The sequence below is a fragment of the Pseudomonas sp. NBRC 111130 genome (assembly GCF_001320485.1).
Taxonomy (GTDB): Bacteria; Pseudomonadota; Gammaproteobacteria; order Pseudomonadales; family Pseudomonadaceae; genus Aquipseudomonas; species Aquipseudomonas vlassakiae.
This window is the reverse complement of the sequence record NZ_BCBG01000029.1, coordinates 1-15,254: the sequence shown is the minus strand read 5'-3', so window position 1 is coordinate 15,254 and position 15,254 is coordinate 1. Positions and strand designations below refer to the sequence as shown.

The following is a 15,254-nucleotide window of genomic DNA, read 5'->3' as shown; positions in this document are numbered from 1 at the left end:
CTCAATTGCCAACGTAGCTGGCACAGCATTTCTTGAATTTCTGCCCGCTGCCGCAGGGGCAGGGGTCGTTGCGGCCGGCCTTGAGCGCAACGGTGGGGTCGATGAAATACCAGCGCCGCTCGTGCTGCACGAAAGCAGAGCGCTCACGGTGCTGATGGTCGCCCGCCTGGTCATGCCAGCGTGCGGTGAAGGTCACGAAGGCGTGTTCGGGCTGGCCGCCGAGTACTTCGGCGCTTTCCACCTCCAGGCCCAGCCAGGTGCTCTGGGCGCTCCATGCTGCCATGGCAGCACGATCCAGCCCCTCCTGCTGGGCCGGCAGGGTGGTGGCCACCAGGTAGTCGACCAGCCCCAATACATAGGCGCTGTAGCGCGAACGCATCAACGTCTGGGCGTCGGGAGCCGCAGTGCCGGCATGGTAATGCCCACAGCAGGCGTCGAGCAGGTTGCCGCTGCCACAAGGGCAAACCGAGACACTCATCATCACCACCAATACTTGCCGAAGTTTTCAGGGTTGGCCCAGAACTTGGCGTTGAGCCAGTCCGGGACCTGCTTGTAGTCATGTAGATCATAGGTGAACAAGCTCAACACCTGCTCGTCACGGCGGAATTTCTCGCTGGCCGACAGCGCCAGCGAGAAGAAATCGGTGTCTTGCCAACCGCAGGCGGGCAGGTCGGCCAGCACTGCAACCCGGCTTGCGTTGAGGTTGCGGATGCCGCCCAACAATTGCAGGCCGGTGCGTTTGGGCAGGTGTTCCAGGCAGTCCACCAGCACCGCCAGGTCGAAGCGCTGCGCAGCCAGCGCTGCCGGCAATGGCCCCGGCGCGCAGGTTTCGATGGCCACCTGGGGGTGCGCCTGGGCAAAGGCATCCAGTGCCGGGAAGCGGGTGCCCACCAGCAGCAGGCGCTGCGGGGTGAAACGCTCTAGCAGGGCGGCCAGGGCTTGTTGCGGCGTGCGCTGGGAAAAACCGTCGGTCATTGCCAATCCTCGTTCAAGTCATCCAAGACTAGCGGGCTGCTGCCCGCCGGCATAGAGGCAAGAGGCCGCGTCGTGGCTTATTGGTGGCAGGGATGGACTGCGCGGTCTTTACTCCCAGAGATCGGCCTTATGCCGATTCCCCTAGGAGAAGCTACGAAAATGAGCATAGTACGCACAGCGTTACCCCTGGTACTGCTCACCAGTGTGTTGACTGGTTGTGCAGGTTTGCAAAAAACCGACTGGCCGAAGTGTGCTGCCGTCGGGGGCGTCGCCGGTGCCGGCCTGGGCGCCATCGAGAGCTCCAGCTGGGCTGGCTGGGGCGCGCTGCTCGGTGGTGGCCTGGCGGCGGGCTATTGCTGGGCTCACGGCGATGGCGACGAGGACGGTGATGGCGTGCCGGACAGCCGCGACAAGTGCCCGCACACGCCGCGCGGCGTGAAGGTCGATGCCAATGGCTGCCCGCCTGAGCCGGCGCCTGTGGTCGAGGAAGTAGTGGTGCAGAAGGAAGAAGTGATCGTCATTCGTGATGTGCACTTCGAGTTCAATTCCTCGCGCCTGACAGCGGCTGACAAGGAGCGCCTGAACACGGTTGCCACGCGCCTGAAGCAAGAGGCCCCGAGCGCCCGTCTGAGCGTGACTGGCCACACCGACAGCGTGGGCTCCGACAAGTACAACCAGAAGTTGTCCGAGCACCGTGCCCATGCGGTAACCGATTACTTGATCCAGAGCGGTGTGCCTCGCGCCAGCTTCGTCTCGGTGGTAGGCGCAGGCGAAACCCAGCCAGTGGCGGACAATGCCACGGCCGAGGGGCGTGCCATGAACCGTCGTACCGAAATCAAGATCCAGCGTTGACGTCACGGCGCCCGCGCCTTGTGAAGTGGCGCGGGCGCATCTTCAATCGCGCTGGCGGTGGCCGATGACACAGGAGCATTCATCATGAGTGTTATGTCGAAGGCGGCGATGCCGTTGCTGTTGGTTACCAGCCTGCTTGCAGGCTGCGCCACCCACAGTGACGGCAGTGCGCCTCTCAATCAAAGGACGTGGCCCGTCTGCAGCCTGCTCGGTGGCGCGGTGGGGGGTGGCCTTGGCGCCATCGAAAATTCGAGCTGGGCGGCTGGCCTCGGCGCCCTCGGCGCGATCACCGGTGGGCTGATCTGTTATGCCCAGGACGGTGACGAGGATGGTGACGGTGTGTTCGACCGTCGAGACCGCTGCCCCGACACCCCGGCCAATACAGCGGTGAACCACATGGGCTGCCCGCTGCCGCAGTATCCGCCGACGCAACCCGCACCACAGCCCAAGCCTGAGGTGATCAGCCTCGATGACCAGGGCCAGGTGATGTTCGCGTTCAATTCCGCCGATCTCACCCCGGGTAGCGAAGAACGCCTGAAAAGCCTGCTACCGCGCCTCAACGAGTTGGGGGTCACGCGTGTCAAGGTGGTCGGGCATACCGACAACGTCGGCTCAGACAGCTACAACCAGGCGCTTTCCGAACGCCGCGCCGCCAGTGTCGCCGAATACCTGATCAGTCAGGGCCTGGCGCCGCAGAAGGTGACCAGCGAGGGCCGTGGCGCCCATGAGCCAATCGCCGACAACGCCACCGATGAAGGGCGTGCGCACAACCGACGGGTGGACCTGCACCTCAACTGACTGTGCTGGCGCGTGCCTGGGCATGCAGGTAGTGTTGGCTGCGCGGCGCGCATGCTCGGGCCGCGTGGACATAACAATAAATAGACACGTAGGGGCGGGGTATGAAGTTCATCCTGGGTCTGGGCAAGTTCCTGACCGTGGCATTCTGGGGCGTGGTGCTGTTCAACCTGATGATGCCGCAACCGTTGCCGTTGAATCTGTTGATCAATGCCTTGGGCATTTTTGTGCTGAGCCTGCATTTTCTTGAAGTACTGTTTTTCAATGGCAGCCTGCGAGGCCGTAGCCATCGCTGGTTCGACCGGCTGCAGATCCTGCTGACCGGTATCTTTCATGTCATGTCCATTCCCCGTCCGCAGGAGGCACCTCGCCATGCGTAATTTGATGTTGCTGGCGATGCTGGCCGCGCCCTTGGCCCAGGCGCAGAGCCTGGAGGTTGCCCCCCATTCCATGCTGCGGCTGCCGAACAAGTCGGCCAGCGTGCACCTGGAGCAGTTGAATGTCGCGGATTCGGCGACCTTGCTGTTGCCGTCCACATTGACCGAGCTGAAGGTCGATCATCTGCAACTGGGCCGCGATGCGCGGATTGCCATTGCGCCTGCCGAAGCACCTCTGCTTGTCGAGGTACGCAATGCTGTGCTGGGCGAGGGCAGTGAGATCAGCGCGCCAGGGGCGCCCGGTACCTACGAACGGGCTGCCCGCTCCGGGCGCAGCCTGGAATTGACCCTCGCCAAGGTCGACGCCGAACGCCTGGCCATCGATGCCCGTGGTGGCGCCGGAGCGCCGGGTTACATGGGCCTTGATGGCGCCAATGGCCAGGCGGGAGGTTGTGCCTGGGGCCAGGCAAGCAAAGGGGCTAATGGTGATGATGGTGGCAACGGGCATGACGGTGCACCCGGCGGGCGGATTCGCCTGAACCTGCCGCAAGGTTTCCCGCAGGAACGCATCGTGGTGCGCCTGGAGGGTGGTGCGCCGGGCAAGGCCGGGGCTGCGGGCAAGGCCGGTAAAGGCGGGGCGAGCAAGGGGTGCCTGGTGTATCGCACCGACGCCGGAGCCAATGGCCGACCGGGGCAGGAAGGGCAACCTGGGTTGGCTGGGGCCGAGGGTGAACTGATTTTGCAGCGACTCTGAGGCCGAGGGCCTGACTTTAGAGTTCCAGGGCCTGCGAGATCGAGCGCCGTCCGCGCGGCGCTCGCTCTCACAGGCCCTGAAAATCCCGCCTGGAACCCCTCACATCAACAGCCGTGAACTGGCCACTGCAACGACCGCCAGGCCCAGCAGCAGGTTGACCCCCACCATCCGTCGAATCCGCCCGAGCACCGCAGCGCCCGCCGGCCAGTCTTCAGCCTGCACCGCCGCCTTGAGCTCCGGCAGCAGCAATGCCTGGATGCGCATGAACAGCGCGAACATGGCAATCCCGCCGCCAATCATCACGTGTACATATTTGGGTGCAGTCTCGAAGCCGCTGAAACGCATGTGCAACATGCCGATACCACTTATCGCCAGAATCGCCACGGCCAGCCAGACCCAGACGAAGAAGCGTCTGAAAACTTCCACCCACAGGCGCAGGCGGGCAGGCCCTTCAAGGGCTGCAACCGTTGCCGGGCGCAGCACCAGCCAGGCGAAGAACATGCCGCCGACCCATATCAGGGCGGCCAGGACATGCAATGTGTAGGGCAGGGCAAAGGCAAGCATCCGGATCTCCATGCGGCACAAAGGGCAATAGCGGGGTATGATAGCCGCCCCATGCGAAACACTGAAAATTTATCCAGCCCTCCGGGCGCCTGCAGACCATGATCAGCAACGAACTCAAAGTCACCATCCAGGGCGCCTACACGCGTTTTCTCGAAGCCAAGGGCCTCAAGCCGCGGTATGGCCAGCGCCTGATGATCGCCGAAGTGGCCAAGGTGCTCGGCGACATCGCCTGTGACGACGAAGGCCGTCGCGCCGGCGAGCCCGCCGTGGTTGCGGTGGAAGCGGGCACCGGTACCGGCAAGACGGTCGCCTACGCGCTGGCCGCGATCCCGGCCGCCAAGGCCGCCGGCAAGCGCCTGGTGATCGCCACCGCGACCGTGGCATTGCAGGAGCAGATCGTCATCAAGGACCTGCCGGACCTGATGCGCAACAGCGGCCTGAACTTCAGCTTCGCCCTGGCCAAGGGCCGCGGCCGTTACCTGTGCCTGTCCAAGCTCGACATCCTGCTGCAGGAGGGCCACGCGCAGTCGGCCACTGCCCAGCTGTTCGAGGAAGAAGGCTTCCACATCGAGGTCGACGAGCGCAGCCAGAAGCTGTTCAACAGCATGATCGAGAAGCTCGCCGGCAACCGTTGGGACGGCGACCGCGACAGCTGGTCGGAGGCCATCGAGGACCAGGACTGGGCGCGGCTGACCACCGATCACAGCCAGTGCACCGGCCGCCACTGCCCGAACTTCCAGCAGTGCGTGTTCTACAAGGCCCGTGAAGGCATGGGCAAGGTCGATGTGATCGTCACCAACCACGACATGGTCCTGGCCGACCTGGCCCTGGGCGGCGGCGCAGTGCTGCCTGACCCGCGCGACACGGTGTACGTGTTCGATGAAGGCCACCACCTGCCCGACAAGGCCATCGGCCATTTCGCCCATTATTCGCGCCTGCGCTCCACTGCCGACTGGCTGGAGCAGACTGCCAAGAACCTCACCAAGTTGCTGGCCCAGCACCCCTTGCCGGGCGACCTGGGCAAGTACATCGAACAGGTGCCAGAGCTGGCGCGGGAAGTGCGCACCCAGCAGCAGTTCATGTTCACCCTGTGCGAGCAGGTCGCCGATTTCCGCCCGAGCGAGGATACCGAAGGCCGGGAGCGCCCGCGTTATCGCTTCGAGGGCGGCGTGGTGCCGGAGCAGATCCGCGAAGTCGGCATCGAGCTGAAAAAGGGCTTCGCCCGCCTCAATGACCTGTTCACCCGCCTGGCCGACCTGCTCAAGGAAGGCATGGATGGCGAAGTCAACATCGGCATCGCCAGCCATCAGGCCGAGGAGTGGTACCCACTGTTCGGCAGCCTGGTCACTCGCGCCCAGGGCAACTGGGAGCTGTGGACTGCGTTCACCACCGAGGACCCGGAGGACAGCCCGCCCATGGCGCGTTGGCTGACCCTGGCCGAAAGCGGCGCGCTGTTCGACATCGAGGTCAATGCCAGCCCGATTCTTGCCGCCGACATGCTGCGCCGCAGCCTCTGGAGCGTTGCCCATGGCGCGCTGGTGACCTCGGCCACGCTGACCGCACTGGGCAAGTTCGACCGTTTCCGCATGCGCTCGGGGCTGCCCCGCGATGCCGTCACCTGCGTGGTGCCCAGCCCGTTCGTGCATGGCGATGCCGGCCTGCTGCGGGTCCCCGACCTCAAGGCCGATCCGCGCGACGCGGCGGCACACACGGCGGCGATCATTCGCGAACTGCCAGGCATCGTCGAAGATGCCCGCGGCGCGCTGGTGCTGTTCTCTTCGCGCAAACAGATGCAGGAAGTGTTCGACGGCCTGGACCGCGACTGGCGCAAGCTGGTGCTGATCCAGGGCAACCTGTCCAAGCAGGAAACCTTGAACAAGCACAAGGCAAGGGTCGACGATGGCCAGCACAGCGTGTTGTTCGGCCTGGCCAGCTTCGCCGAGGGTGTCGACCTGCCAGGTGCCTACTGTGAGCATGTGGTCATCGCCAAGATCCCCTTCGCCGTGCCCGACGACCCGGTCGAAGCAGCACTGGCCGAATGGATCGAGGCCCGTGGCGGCAACCCGTTCATGGAGATTGCCGTGCCCGACGCCTCGCTGCGTCTGATCCAGGCCTGCGGTCGCCTGTTGCGAACCGAGCAGGATCGCGGCGTCATCACCTTGCTTGATCGGCGCCTGGTCACGCAGCGCTATGGCAAAGCTATTCTCAATGCGCTGCCGCCTTTCCGGCGGGAGATTTCCTGAGGGCAGGAGCACGATGCGCCGGCCCGTTGTCCATTACTCAGTCGCGGGCCCATGAGGGCCTGGAAGGAGAGCCCCAGCCTTATGATTCGCCACACCTTGCCCGTGGTATTCACGCTGTTGTTCAGCGCGCCTTTGCTGGCCGGGCAACAGACGCTGTTCAGCTTCGTCCGCCCGGCCTCGGTGGTCAATGTGGCGACCGAAGGTACCGGCATGCCGCAGTACAATGCGGAGCAGACGGCTGAGGGCGAGGTGCTCAGGCGGGTGGTGTTCAATCCGGTCGAACGGCCAACCTTGCGCCTGAGCCCGCAAAGCGGCGTGTGGGACTGGTCGGCGGGGCGGTACCTCACCTTGCGCATGCAAAGCGCCCAGGATTGGGCGTTGACCGTCGACGTGACGCTGCTCGGCAGTGACGGGCGCACGCTGACCAGTCGTATCGACCTGCCTGCCGGGCCTGCGCAAACCGTCATGGTTCCGCTCACGGCCAGTTCGCCGTTGAGCCAGGGCATGCGGGCCGGCCCGCCGATGCCATGGGTCTATGACGGGCAGCGGTTGCTGCTGACCAGCAGTGCCGGTGAACTGGATCTCAAGCAGGTGGTGTCCGTCAGCCTGACCATACCCAACCCGAAAGTGGCGCAGAACCTGCTGATCGAGAAGGTCGGCATTCAGGACGACGATCTGGCCTACCAGGCGGCTTACCACGAGCTGATTGATGTCTACGGCCAGTCCACCCGCGGGCATTGGCCCGAGAAGATTGCCAGTGACGAGCAGCTCAAGGCGGCTGACGCGCGCGAACAGCAGCAACTCAAGAGCTGGCTGGCTGACCGTGATAAACAGCAACTGGACAGCTACGGTGGCGTGCTGGCCGGGCCGGCGTTTGCGGCCAAGGGCTTTTTCCGCACCGAGAAGCGCGACGGGCGCTGGTACCTGGTTACCCCGCAAGGCCACCCGTTCTATTCGCTGGGGGTCAATGCCGTGGCCGCCGATGGCGGGCGTACCTACGTTGCCGGCCGCGAGAGGATGTTCAAAGCCTTGCCAGGTGAAGGCGACGCGCTGACGGCTTTTTATGGTGAAGGCAACAACGACGATGGCAACGCCTCGTCGCAAGGGCGCAATTTCAAGCAAGGGCGCTGGTTCGATTTCTATGCCGCGAACATCCAGCGCACCTATGGCAAACCTTGTCCGCCTGCCGTGCAAGGCCAGGCCACCCCCGAGTGCCCGGCGCTGGCGCTGGATACCGAGCGGTGGCAGGCGCACACGCTGGACCGCCTGCAGGCCTGGGGCTTCAATACCTTGGGCAACTGGAGCGACCCTGCCATCGGCCAGGCCAAACGCATGCCCTACACTTTGCCGCTATCGATCGTCGGTGACTATGCCAGCATCAGCACCGGTATGGACTGGTGGGGCCGCATGCCTGACCCGTTCGACCCACGCTTTGCCATGGCCACGGAGCGCGCCGTGGCCATTGCCACGCGGGATCACCGTGACGACCCCTGGCTGATCGGCTATTTCGCCGACAACGAGCTGGCCTGGGCGGCGCCGGGCAACGACCCCAAGGCGCGCTATGGCCTGGCCTACGGGACACTGCGTCTGACCACCGACGTGCCGGCCAAGCGCGCTTTCCTCAAGCAGCTGCGCGACAAGTACCGCAACCAGGAGGGGCTGTCCAAGGCCTGGGGGATCGACCTGCAAGCCTGGGAGTTGATGGAAGACCCAGGCTTCGAGGCCCCGCTGCCGAATCCCGAGCACCCGGAAATCGAGCGCGATTACCAGTATTTCCAGCAGGTATTCGCCGAGACCTACTTCAAGACCATCGCCGATGCACTGAAGTGGCATGCACCCAACCACCTGCTGTTGGGTGGCCGCTATGCCGTGAGCACCCCGGAAGCAGTCAAGGCCTGCGCCGAGTTCTGCGATGTCCTGAGTTTCAACTTCTATACCCTCAAGCCCGAGGATGGCTATGACTTTGCCCGCTTGGCCGAACTTGACAAGCCGGTGCTGGTGTCCGAGTTCCAGTTCGGTTCCCGCGACCGCGGGCCGTTCTGGCCAGGGCCGGTGGAAGTAGCCAGGGAAGAGGACCGCGGGCCGGCCTATGGCAATTTCCTCAAGGCCGCGCTGGCGCAGCCGATGATCGTGGGCGCGCACTGGTTCCAATACCTTGACCAACCTGCCAGCGGGCGCTTGCTCGATGGCGAGAACGGCCACCTGGGCCTGGTGGCGATCACCGATGTGGCGTACCCGGGTTTCGTCGAGGCGGTGCGCAAGAGCAACCTGCAGGCCGTTGGTCAGTTGCGCAGTGAACTGGAGAAAAAAGCCCCCTGAATGTCTACCGGGGCGCTCAGCGCCCCTGGCCCATTGGATCCTGCCGCTTCGGCAGCGTCCATCCGGCTTCGCCCAGTAGGCAAAACCGCTAACTACTGAAACAATGCACGCCTTTGTCAGCATGGTCGTACGGAGAACAGCGGGTGCAGATCCAGGGTCACTATGAGCTGAAGTTCGAAGCGGTGCGTGAAGCGTTCGCGGCACTGTTCGAGGATCCCCAGGAGCGTGGCGCTGCGCTGTGCATCCAGGTCGGTGGCGAGACCGTGGTCGACCTGTGGGCAGGCACCGCCGACAAGGACGGCCAGCAGGCCTGGCACAGCGATACCATTGCCAACCTGTTTTCCTGCACCAAGACCTTCACCGCCGTGACCGCGTTGCAGCTGGTGGGTGAGGGCAAGCTGGCCCTGGATGCCCCGGTGGCCCGTTACTGGCCGGAGTTCGCCCAGGCCGGCAAGCAGAACATCACCCTGCGTCAATTGCTCAGCCACCGTGCAGGCCTGCCAGCCATCCGCGAGCTGCTACCGGCTGAAGCCCTGTACGACTGGCAGGCCATGGTCGATGCCCTGGCCGCCGAAACGCCCTGGTGGACGCCTGGCACCGAGCACGGTTATGCCGCCATCACCTATGGCTGGCTGATCGGTGAACTGATCCGCCGCGTCGATGGCCGCAGCCCGGGTGACTCCATCGTCGCTCGTACTGCCCGGCCGCTGGGCCTGGACTTCCACGTCGGCCTGGCCGACGAAGAGTTCCACCGCGTGGCGCACATCGCCCGTGGCAAGGGCAACGCGGGTGATGCCGCAGCCCAGCGCCTGCTGCAGGTGACCATGCGTGAGCCCGCGGCGCTGTCGACTCGCGCCTTCACCAACCCGCCGGCAATCCTGACCAGCACCAATAAGCCTGAATGGCGGCGCATGCAGCAGCCGGCGGCCAACGGCCATGGCAATGCACGCAGCCTGGCAGGTTTCTATGCCGGCCTGCTCGATGGCAGCCTGCTCGAATCCGAACTGCTCGACGAACTGACCCGCGAACACAGCCTGGGCGAGGACCGTACCTTGTTGACCCGGACCCGTTTCGGCCTGGGTTGCATGCTCGACCAGCCCAATGTGGCCAACGCCACCTTTGGCCTCGGCGCCCGTGCCTTTGGCCATCCAGGTGCTGGCGGTTCGGTCGGTTTTGCCGACCCGGAGCACGACGTGGCGTTCGGCTTCGTGGTCAATACCCTTGGCCCTTACGTGCTCATGGACCCAAGAGCCCAGCAACTGGTACGGGTGCTTGGCACTTGCCTTTGATCGGGTAAAGCGGGTATTACGCAGCCCCTTTGACTATCCTCAATGCCAACGCCTGAAGTGCGTTGGCAAAATATCTTTCAATTTCATGGTGTATCGCTGATGTCTTCACATAAAACCTTAGCTCTCGCCCTGTGCCTGGCCGCTATGACCGGTTGCGCCAGCAATTCCCAGGACGCCGCCAAGGATGGCGGCAGCAACTGGTGGCCGTTCGGTTCGGACAAGGTCGCTGACAAGGAAGTGAAAGCGGCGGTCACCGACAAAGTCGCCAAGGCGGACGCCAAGTCCGAGAGCGCCAGCCACTGGTGGTGGCCATTTGGCGGTGACGACAAGCAGGCCAAAGGGCCGGTCGTGCCGAAAATCGACGAAAAGGCCACCCAGGCCTGGTTGGACCAGTACGAGCCCAAGCTGCGTGAAGCGATCAAGGACAGCAAGCTTGAGCTTGAGCGCCGCGACAATGTGCTGGTGGTGACCATCCCGGTCGACAGCTCGTACAACCCGGACCGCCCGAACATGCTGTTGCCGATGACCCTGGCTCCGATCACCCGCGTGGCCAAGGCTGTCGAAGGCGACTCGAAGACGGCTGTGCTGGTGCTTGGCCATGCCGACAGCAGTGGTGTTGCCGCTGCCAATCAGAAGCTGAGCCTGGAGCGTGCTGCCTCGGTATCGGCGATCTTCCGTCTGAGTGGCCTGCAGCGTGACCGCCTGTCGCTCAAGGGCATGGGCGCGGAAATGCCGCGTGCCGCCAACGACAGCGCCGAAGGCCGGGCCCTGAACCGTCGCGTGGAAATGCTGCTGACGCCGCAGAACACCATGGTTGCCTTGCTGGCCAAGTATCAGCGGGCTGCCCCGGCTGCAACTCCGGCTTCGATGGTTGCCGTGCAGGATGCCAAGGCACCTGCCGCCAAGCCTGTCGAAACCAAGAAAGCGGCCGCCAAGCCAGCAGCGAAGAGAGCCGCTGCCAAACCTGCTGCGAAGACCACCGCCAAGAAAAAAGCCGCGCCAGCCAAGCCGGCCGCCAAGAAAGCCGCTACCACTGACAAGAAGGTAGCTGCCAATAGCCCTGCGAAGACCAACTGATCGTCAAGGAAACGCAGCCATGACCCAATCCCTGGCCGATATGCGCCGCGACTACACCCGTGATGGTCTGGCGGAAGCCCAGGCCCCGGGTGAGCCGTTCGCCCTGTTCCAGCAGTGGTTTGCCGATGCGGTGAAGACCGAGCAGCCTCCTGTGGAGGCTAATGCCCTGACACTCGCCACCGTCGATGGCGAAGGCCGCCCGCACTGTCGTGTGCTGCTGCTCAAGGGCCTTGATGACCGTGGATTCACCTTCTTCACCAACTATGACAGCGCCAAGGGCCAGCAACTGCTGGCCAACCCGTTCGCTGCCATGACCTTCTTCTGGCCGGCGCTGGAGCGTCAGGTACGGATCGAAGGGCGGGTGGAAAAGGTCACGGCCAAGGAGTCGGATGAATACTACCAGGTACGCCCGCTGGGCAGCCGCCTGGGGGCCTGGGCCTCGCCGCAGAGCCGCGTGATTGCCAATCGCGAGGAACTCGAAGGGTTGGTCAAGGCCACCGAAGCGCGCTTCTCCGATACCCAGCCGCATTGCCCGGAACATTGGGGGGGCTACCGTCTGCTGCCTGAGCGGATCGAGTTCTGGCAGGGCCGTGCCAGCCGGTTGCATGACCGCCTGAACTACCGGCTGGTAGATGGGCAGTGGACGCGAGAGCGCCTGGCGCCCTGACATCCACGGGGCTGTCAGGCAGCCCCGTTGCCCTCATGCCGACACTTCTTCACAGATGATGAAGTAATCCGTGGCTATCCTTTGTCTGATCTGTAACGCCCCCATTACTGTCCGTACAAGGCTGTACAGGGGCTGAATGAAGTTTTATTTTTTGTGCGGGCGCCGTGACAGCTGTCAACGCGTAGCGTCTAATGGACACCTGTTTTCTGGAGACTGTACCCATGCGTAAATCCGCTTTGCTGGTGGCGACTTTCACCACCATGTCGCTGCTGCTCGGTGGCTGTGCCTCGAGCCTGACCGGTGACAGCTACTCCCGTGATGAGGCCCGTCGCGTGCAGACCGTGCGCATGGGGACCATCGAATCCCTGCGCCCGGTCAAGATCGAAGGCACCAAGACGCCGATCGGCGGTGGTGCTGGCGCTATCGTCGGTGGTGTCGCCGGCAGCGCCATTGGCGGTGGCCGTGGCAGCATCGTCACCGCAGTGATCGGTGCGGTGGCCGGTGGCCTGGCAGGTTCCGCTGCCGAAGAAGGCCTGACCCGCACCCAGGGTGTGGAAATCACCGTGCGTGAAGACGACGGTAGCATGCGCGCCTATGTGCAAGCCGTGCAGCAGAACGAGATCTTCCGCGTTGGCGACCGCGTACGCATCATGACCGTCGATGGTACCAGCCGCGTTTCGCACTGACCGTAGCGGCAAATAAAAACCCCGAACGGGCCAGGCCTGTTCGGGGTTTTTTGTTTACCTGCACCGGCCTCTTCGCGGGTAAACCCGCTCCCACAGGGATCGCATCAAGCTTGAGAGCTTTGCAGTACCTGTGGGAGCGGGTTTACCCGCGAAGAGGCCGGAAGCTTTAAAGGCCGAGGATGTCGCGAGCCACGGCTTCGGCAATGCGGATACCGTCCACGCCTGCCGAGAGAATCCCCCCGGCATACCCCGCACCTTCACCTGCCGGGAACAGCCCCTTGAGGTTCAGGCTCTGGAAGTCCGCGCCACGGGTAATGCGCAGTGGCGATGAGGTGCGTGTCTCGATCCCGGTCAACACCGCATCGTGCAGGTTGTAGCCTTTGATCTGGCGGTCGAAGGCCGGCAACGCCTCGCGGATCGCCTCGATGGCGAAGTCCGGCAGGCTCGGCGCCAGGTCACCCAGGGTCACCCCCGGCTTGTACGAAGGCTCGACGCTGCCCAGCGCGGTGGACGGCCTGCCGGCGACGAAGTCGCCGACCAGCTGCGCCGGGGCCTGGTAGTTGCTGCCACCCATCACGTAGGCATGGGCTTCCAGGCGCTCCTGCAACTCGATGCCGGCCAGCGGGCCGCCCGGGTAGTCGCGCTCGGGGTCGATGCCGACGACGATGCCGGAGTTGGCGTTGCGCTCGTTACGCGAATACTGGCTCATACCGTTGGTCACCACGCGGCCCGGCTCGCTGGTGGCGGCCACCACGGTGCCGCCTGGGCACATGCAGAAGCTGTACACCGAACGGCCATTCTTGGCGTGGTACACCAGCTTGTAGTCGGCGGCGCCGAGTTTCGGGTGACCGGCGTATTTGCCCAGGCGCGCCTTGTCGATCAGCGTTTGAGGGTGTTCGATACGGAAGCCCACCGAGAACGGCTTGGCTTCCATGTACACGCCCTTGGCGTGCAGCATGCGGAAGGTGTCGCGGGCGCTGTGGCCCAGGGCCAGGACCACATGCCGCGAGTGCAGCTGCTCGCCGCTTTCCAGCACCACGCCGGTCAGCTGACCGTCCTCGATCAGCAGGTCGGTGACCTTTTCCTGGAAGCGTACTTCGGCGCCAAGGGCAATCATGTCCTGGCGCATCTGCTCGACCATGCCGGTCAGGCGGAAGGTGCCGATGTGCGGTTTGTTGATGTACAGGATCTCGTCCGGTGCACCGGCCTTGACGAACTCTTCCAGGACCTTGCGGCCGTGGTGGTTCGGGTCCTTGATCTGGCTGTAGAGCTTGCCGTCGGAGAAGGTCCCGGCGCCGCCTTCGCCGAACTGCACGTTGGACTCGGGGTTGAGCACGCTTTTGCGCCACAGGCCCCAGGTGTCCTTGGTGCGCTGGCGCACTTCCTTGCCGCGTTCGAGGATGATCGGCTTGAAGCCCATCTGGGCCAGCAACAGGCCGGCAAAGATACCGCAGGGGCCGAAGCCAACCACGATCGGACGTTGTTTCAGGTCGGCAGGGGCATGGCCGACGAACTTGTAGGTGACGTCGGGTGCCACGCTGATGTTGTGATCGTCGGCGAACTTGCTGAGCAGCTCGGCTTCGTTGCTGGCTTCCAGGTCGATGGTGTAGATGAACAGCAGCTCGCTGTTCTTCTTGCGCGCATCGTAGCTGCGCTTGAACAGATTGAAGCTGAGCAGTTGCTCGTCGCGGATGCCCAGGCGCTGGACAATGGCATCACGCAGGGCTTCGTCGGGATGGTCCAGGGGCAGCTTGAGTTCGGTGATTCGTAGCATGGCAGGGTCCAGTATCCCGGCCATGGGCGGCCGGCGGCTTTACACAAACCGCCAAGTATAAGCTGTATGCCGCCCTGACTGGCAGGATAAAAGCGCCCGGCGATCAGTTGTCGCGGGCACCGCCGTAGTAACCGCAGCCGCGCAGGGTCTGGCCGTCGATGCGCAGCTCGGCGCGCAGATGACGCACGGCGCCGGTGGCGCCATCGACGCAGCGTTGCGGGGCGACCCACAGCTCAACGTGCTGGCCGTTGGCGTCGCTGGTCAGGGTCAGGCCGCCGCCGGGCACTTCTTCTTCAAGGAACGGCAGGGGCAGCGGGTCCTTGCCGACGCGGTTGAGCACCATGCCCTTGCCGCTGGCCTTGATGTCCCAGTCCGGCTCGTGGCCGTTGGCACGCAGGGTCAGCTGCTTGAAGTTGGGGTCGTCGCAGGCGCGGGTGGAAGGTTCCAGGCGGTACAGGCGGCTGACTTCCAGCTGGCCATCGTTGTCGGCCTGCTTGTTGCCGGTGAGGCGGCCGCGCACGTCGGCGAACAGCTTGGCCTTGGCATCTTTGGCCAGGCTCACGGACTCCTGGAGGATGCCCGTGCCGGCGACATCGTTGATCACGAAGTGGCGGCTTTCACCGCAGGGTTTGAACAACAGCCGGCCGCCGCCTGCGCTCAGCTCGCCCTGCATGCGCGTGGTGCCGATGTTCGGGTCACGGGGCTGCTCGGCCAGCAACTGGCAGCCTGCGAACATGGGCAACAAGGCAGTGAGCAGCAGGGTAGGGGTGAGGCGCATGGGGCGGGCTCCGGAGAATCTTTGCCAAAGAGCTCGCCACGTTACTCAGGCTGGCGGCGGATCTCAAGTTAATGGTTGCCTCTGTCGGCCTCTTCGCGGGCACG

General features: G+C 64.2%; 15 protein-coding genes. 10 read left to right on the top strand and 5 right to left on the bottom strand.

Annotated elements, in window-relative coordinates; all coding sequences use genetic code 11:
* Window position 1: 1 nt before the first annotated feature.
* Together APH33_RS14665 and APH33_RS14660 are read right to left on the bottom strand one after the other, a co-directional pair.
* Window positions 2–478, bottom strand: coding sequence for a YchJ family protein (locus tag APH33_RS14665; RefSeq protein ID WP_054885840.1), 477 nt, complete (start codon window positions 476–478; stop codon window positions 2–4).
* Window positions 479–480: 2 nt separating this feature from the next.
* A complete protein-coding gene (locus APH33_RS14660) occupies window positions 481–975 on the bottom strand; it encodes a DUF6231 family protein (protein ID WP_054885839.1) in 495 nt (164 codons plus the stop codon).
* A 159-nt stretch (window positions 976–1,134) separates the two neighbouring features.
* On the opposite strand from APH33_RS14660, the gene APH33_RS14655 reads away from it, so the two are divergent.
* The 4 genes from APH33_RS14655 (at window position 1,135) to APH33_RS14640 (ending at window position 3,753) form a co-directional block, all read left to right on the top strand.
* Window positions 1,135–1,827 carry an OmpA family protein gene (locus APH33_RS14655; protein ID WP_054885838.1) on the top strand — a complete coding sequence of 231 codons (693 nt, stop codon included), beginning with the start codon at window positions 1,135–1,137 and terminating at the stop codon, window positions 1,825–1,827.
* An 84-nt stretch (window positions 1,828–1,911) separates the two neighbouring features.
* Window positions 1,912–2,625: an OmpA family protein gene (locus APH33_RS14650; RefSeq protein ID WP_054885837.1), complete on the top strand. Its 714-nt coding sequence runs from the start codon at window positions 1,912–1,914 to the stop codon at window positions 2,623–2,625.
* A 101-nt stretch (window positions 2,626–2,726) separates the two neighbouring features.
* The gene (locus APH33_RS14645) at window positions 2,727–3,002 is read left to right on the top strand and encodes a DUF1145 domain-containing protein (RefSeq protein WP_054885836.1); all 276 of its coding nucleotides are present in this window, start codon (window positions 2,727–2,729) and stop codon (window positions 3,000–3,002) included.
* The gene (locus tag APH33_RS14640) at window positions 2,995–3,753 is read left to right on the top strand and encodes a hypothetical protein (RefSeq protein ID WP_054885835.1); all 759 of its coding nucleotides are present in this window, start codon (window positions 2,995–2,997) and stop codon (window positions 3,751–3,753) included. Before APH33_RS14645 ends, APH33_RS14640 begins: the two co-directional genes overlap by 8 nt.
* A 99-nt stretch (window positions 3,754–3,852) precedes the next feature.
* Here APH33_RS14640 and APH33_RS14635 read toward each other — a convergent pair whose 3' ends face one another.
* Window positions 3,853–4,317, bottom strand: coding sequence for a CopD family protein (locus APH33_RS14635; RefSeq protein ID WP_054885834.1), 465 nt, complete (start codon window positions 4,315–4,317; stop codon window positions 3,853–3,855).
* Window positions 4,318–4,415: 98 nt separating this feature from the next.
* Here APH33_RS14635 and dinG point away from each other — a divergent pair, with 98 nt between their 5' ends.
* The 6 genes from dinG to APH33_RS14605 all read left to right on the top strand — a co-directional run bounded on the left by dinG (window position 4,416) and on the right by APH33_RS14605 (window position 12,598).
* Window positions 4,416–6,560: an ATP-dependent DNA helicase DinG gene (dinG, locus tag APH33_RS14630; protein ID WP_054885833.1), complete on the top strand. Its 2,145-nt coding sequence runs from the start codon at window positions 4,416–4,418 to the stop codon at window positions 6,558–6,560.
* A gap of 81 nt (window positions 6,561–6,641) precedes the next feature.
* Window positions 6,642–8,879: a beta-galactosidase gene (locus APH33_RS14625; protein WP_054885832.1), complete on the top strand. Its 2,238-nt coding sequence runs from the start codon at window positions 6,642–6,644 to the stop codon at window positions 8,877–8,879.
* A 143-nt stretch (window positions 8,880–9,022) separates the two neighbouring features.
* Window positions 9,023–10,168, top strand: a complete 1,146-nt coding sequence (locus APH33_RS14620) for a serine hydrolase domain-containing protein (RefSeq protein WP_054885831.1) — start codon at window positions 9,023–9,025, stop codon at window positions 10,166–10,168.
* Between the two features lie 99 nt (window positions 10,169–10,267).
* Window positions 10,268–11,245, top strand: a complete 978-nt coding sequence (locus APH33_RS14615; RefSeq protein ID WP_054885830.1) for an OmpA family protein — start codon at window positions 10,268–10,270, stop codon at window positions 11,243–11,245.
* Window positions 11,246–11,264: 19 nt separating this feature from the next.
* Entirely contained in the window at window positions 11,265–11,912 is a 648-nt protein-coding gene (gene pdxH / locus APH33_RS14610) for a pyridoxamine 5'-phosphate oxidase (RefSeq protein WP_054885829.1), read from the top strand.
* Window positions 11,913–12,133: 221 nt separating this feature from the next.
* Window positions 12,134–12,598 (top strand): glycine zipper 2TM domain-containing protein, encoded by a 465-nt coding sequence (locus APH33_RS14605; RefSeq protein ID WP_054885828.1) that lies wholly within the window; start codon window positions 12,134–12,136, stop codon window positions 12,596–12,598.
* A 166-nt stretch (window positions 12,599–12,764) separates the two neighbouring features.
* Here the strand turns inward: APH33_RS14605 and APH33_RS14600 are convergent, their stop codons facing one another.
* Together APH33_RS14600 and APH33_RS14595 are read right to left on the bottom strand one after the other, a co-directional pair.
* Window positions 12,765–14,372, bottom strand: coding sequence for an NAD(P)/FAD-dependent oxidoreductase (locus tag APH33_RS14600; RefSeq protein ID WP_054885827.1), 1,608 nt, complete (start codon window positions 14,370–14,372; stop codon window positions 12,765–12,767).
* Window positions 14,373–14,475: 103 nt separating this feature from the next.
* Entirely contained in the window at window positions 14,476–15,150 is a 675-nt protein-coding gene (locus APH33_RS14595) for a COG3650 family protein (RefSeq protein ID WP_054885826.1), read from the bottom strand.
* Between the last annotated feature and the right edge of the window lie 104 nt (window positions 15,151–15,254).

Excerpts from the sequence above, each read along its gene's own strand:
- dinG (WP_054885833.1), top strand. The coding sequence starts at position 4,416 with ATGATCAGCAACGAACTCAAAGTCACCATCCAGGGCGCCTACACGCGT.
- APH33_RS14615 (WP_054885830.1), top strand. The coding sequence starts at position 10,268 with ATGTCTTCACATAAAACCTTAGCTCTCGCCCTGTGCCTGGCCGCTATG.
- APH33_RS14605 (WP_054885828.1), top strand. The coding sequence starts at position 12,134 with ATGCGTAAATCCGCTTTGCTGGTGGCGACTTTCACCACCATGTCGCTG.
- APH33_RS14665 (WP_054885840.1), bottom strand. The coding sequence starts at position 478 with ATGAGTGTCTCGGTTTGCCCTTGTGGCAGCGGCAACCTGCTCGACGCC.
- APH33_RS14640 (WP_054885835.1), top strand. The coding sequence starts at position 2,995 with ATGCGTAATTTGATGTTGCTGGCGATGCTGGCCGCGCCCTTGGCCCAG.
- APH33_RS14595 (WP_054885826.1), bottom strand. The coding sequence starts at position 15,150 with ATGCGCCTCACCCCTACCCTGCTGCTCACTGCCTTGTTGCCCATGTTC.
- APH33_RS14655 (WP_054885838.1), top strand. The coding sequence starts at position 1,135 with ATGAGCATAGTACGCACAGCGTTACCCCTGGTACTGCTCACCAGTGTG.
- APH33_RS14645 (WP_054885836.1), top strand. The coding sequence starts at position 2,727 with ATGAAGTTCATCCTGGGTCTGGGCAAGTTCCTGACCGTGGCATTCTGG.
- pdxH (WP_054885829.1), top strand. The coding sequence starts at position 11,265 with ATGACCCAATCCCTGGCCGATATGCGCCGCGACTACACCCGTGATGGT.
- APH33_RS14635 (WP_054885834.1), bottom strand. The coding sequence starts at position 4,317 with ATGCTTGCCTTTGCCCTGCCCTACACATTGCATGTCCTGGCCGCCCTG.
- APH33_RS14660 (WP_054885839.1), bottom strand. The coding sequence starts at position 975 with ATGACCGACGGTTTTTCCCAGCGCACGCCGCAACAAGCCCTGGCCGCC.
- APH33_RS14625 (WP_054885832.1), top strand. The coding sequence starts at position 6,642 with ATGATTCGCCACACCTTGCCCGTGGTATTCACGCTGTTGTTCAGCGCG.
- APH33_RS14650 (WP_054885837.1), top strand. The coding sequence starts at position 1,912 with ATGAGTGTTATGTCGAAGGCGGCGATGCCGTTGCTGTTGGTTACCAGC.
- APH33_RS14600 (WP_054885827.1), bottom strand. The coding sequence starts at position 14,372 with ATGCTACGAATCACCGAACTCAAGCTGCCCCTGGACCATCCCGACGAA.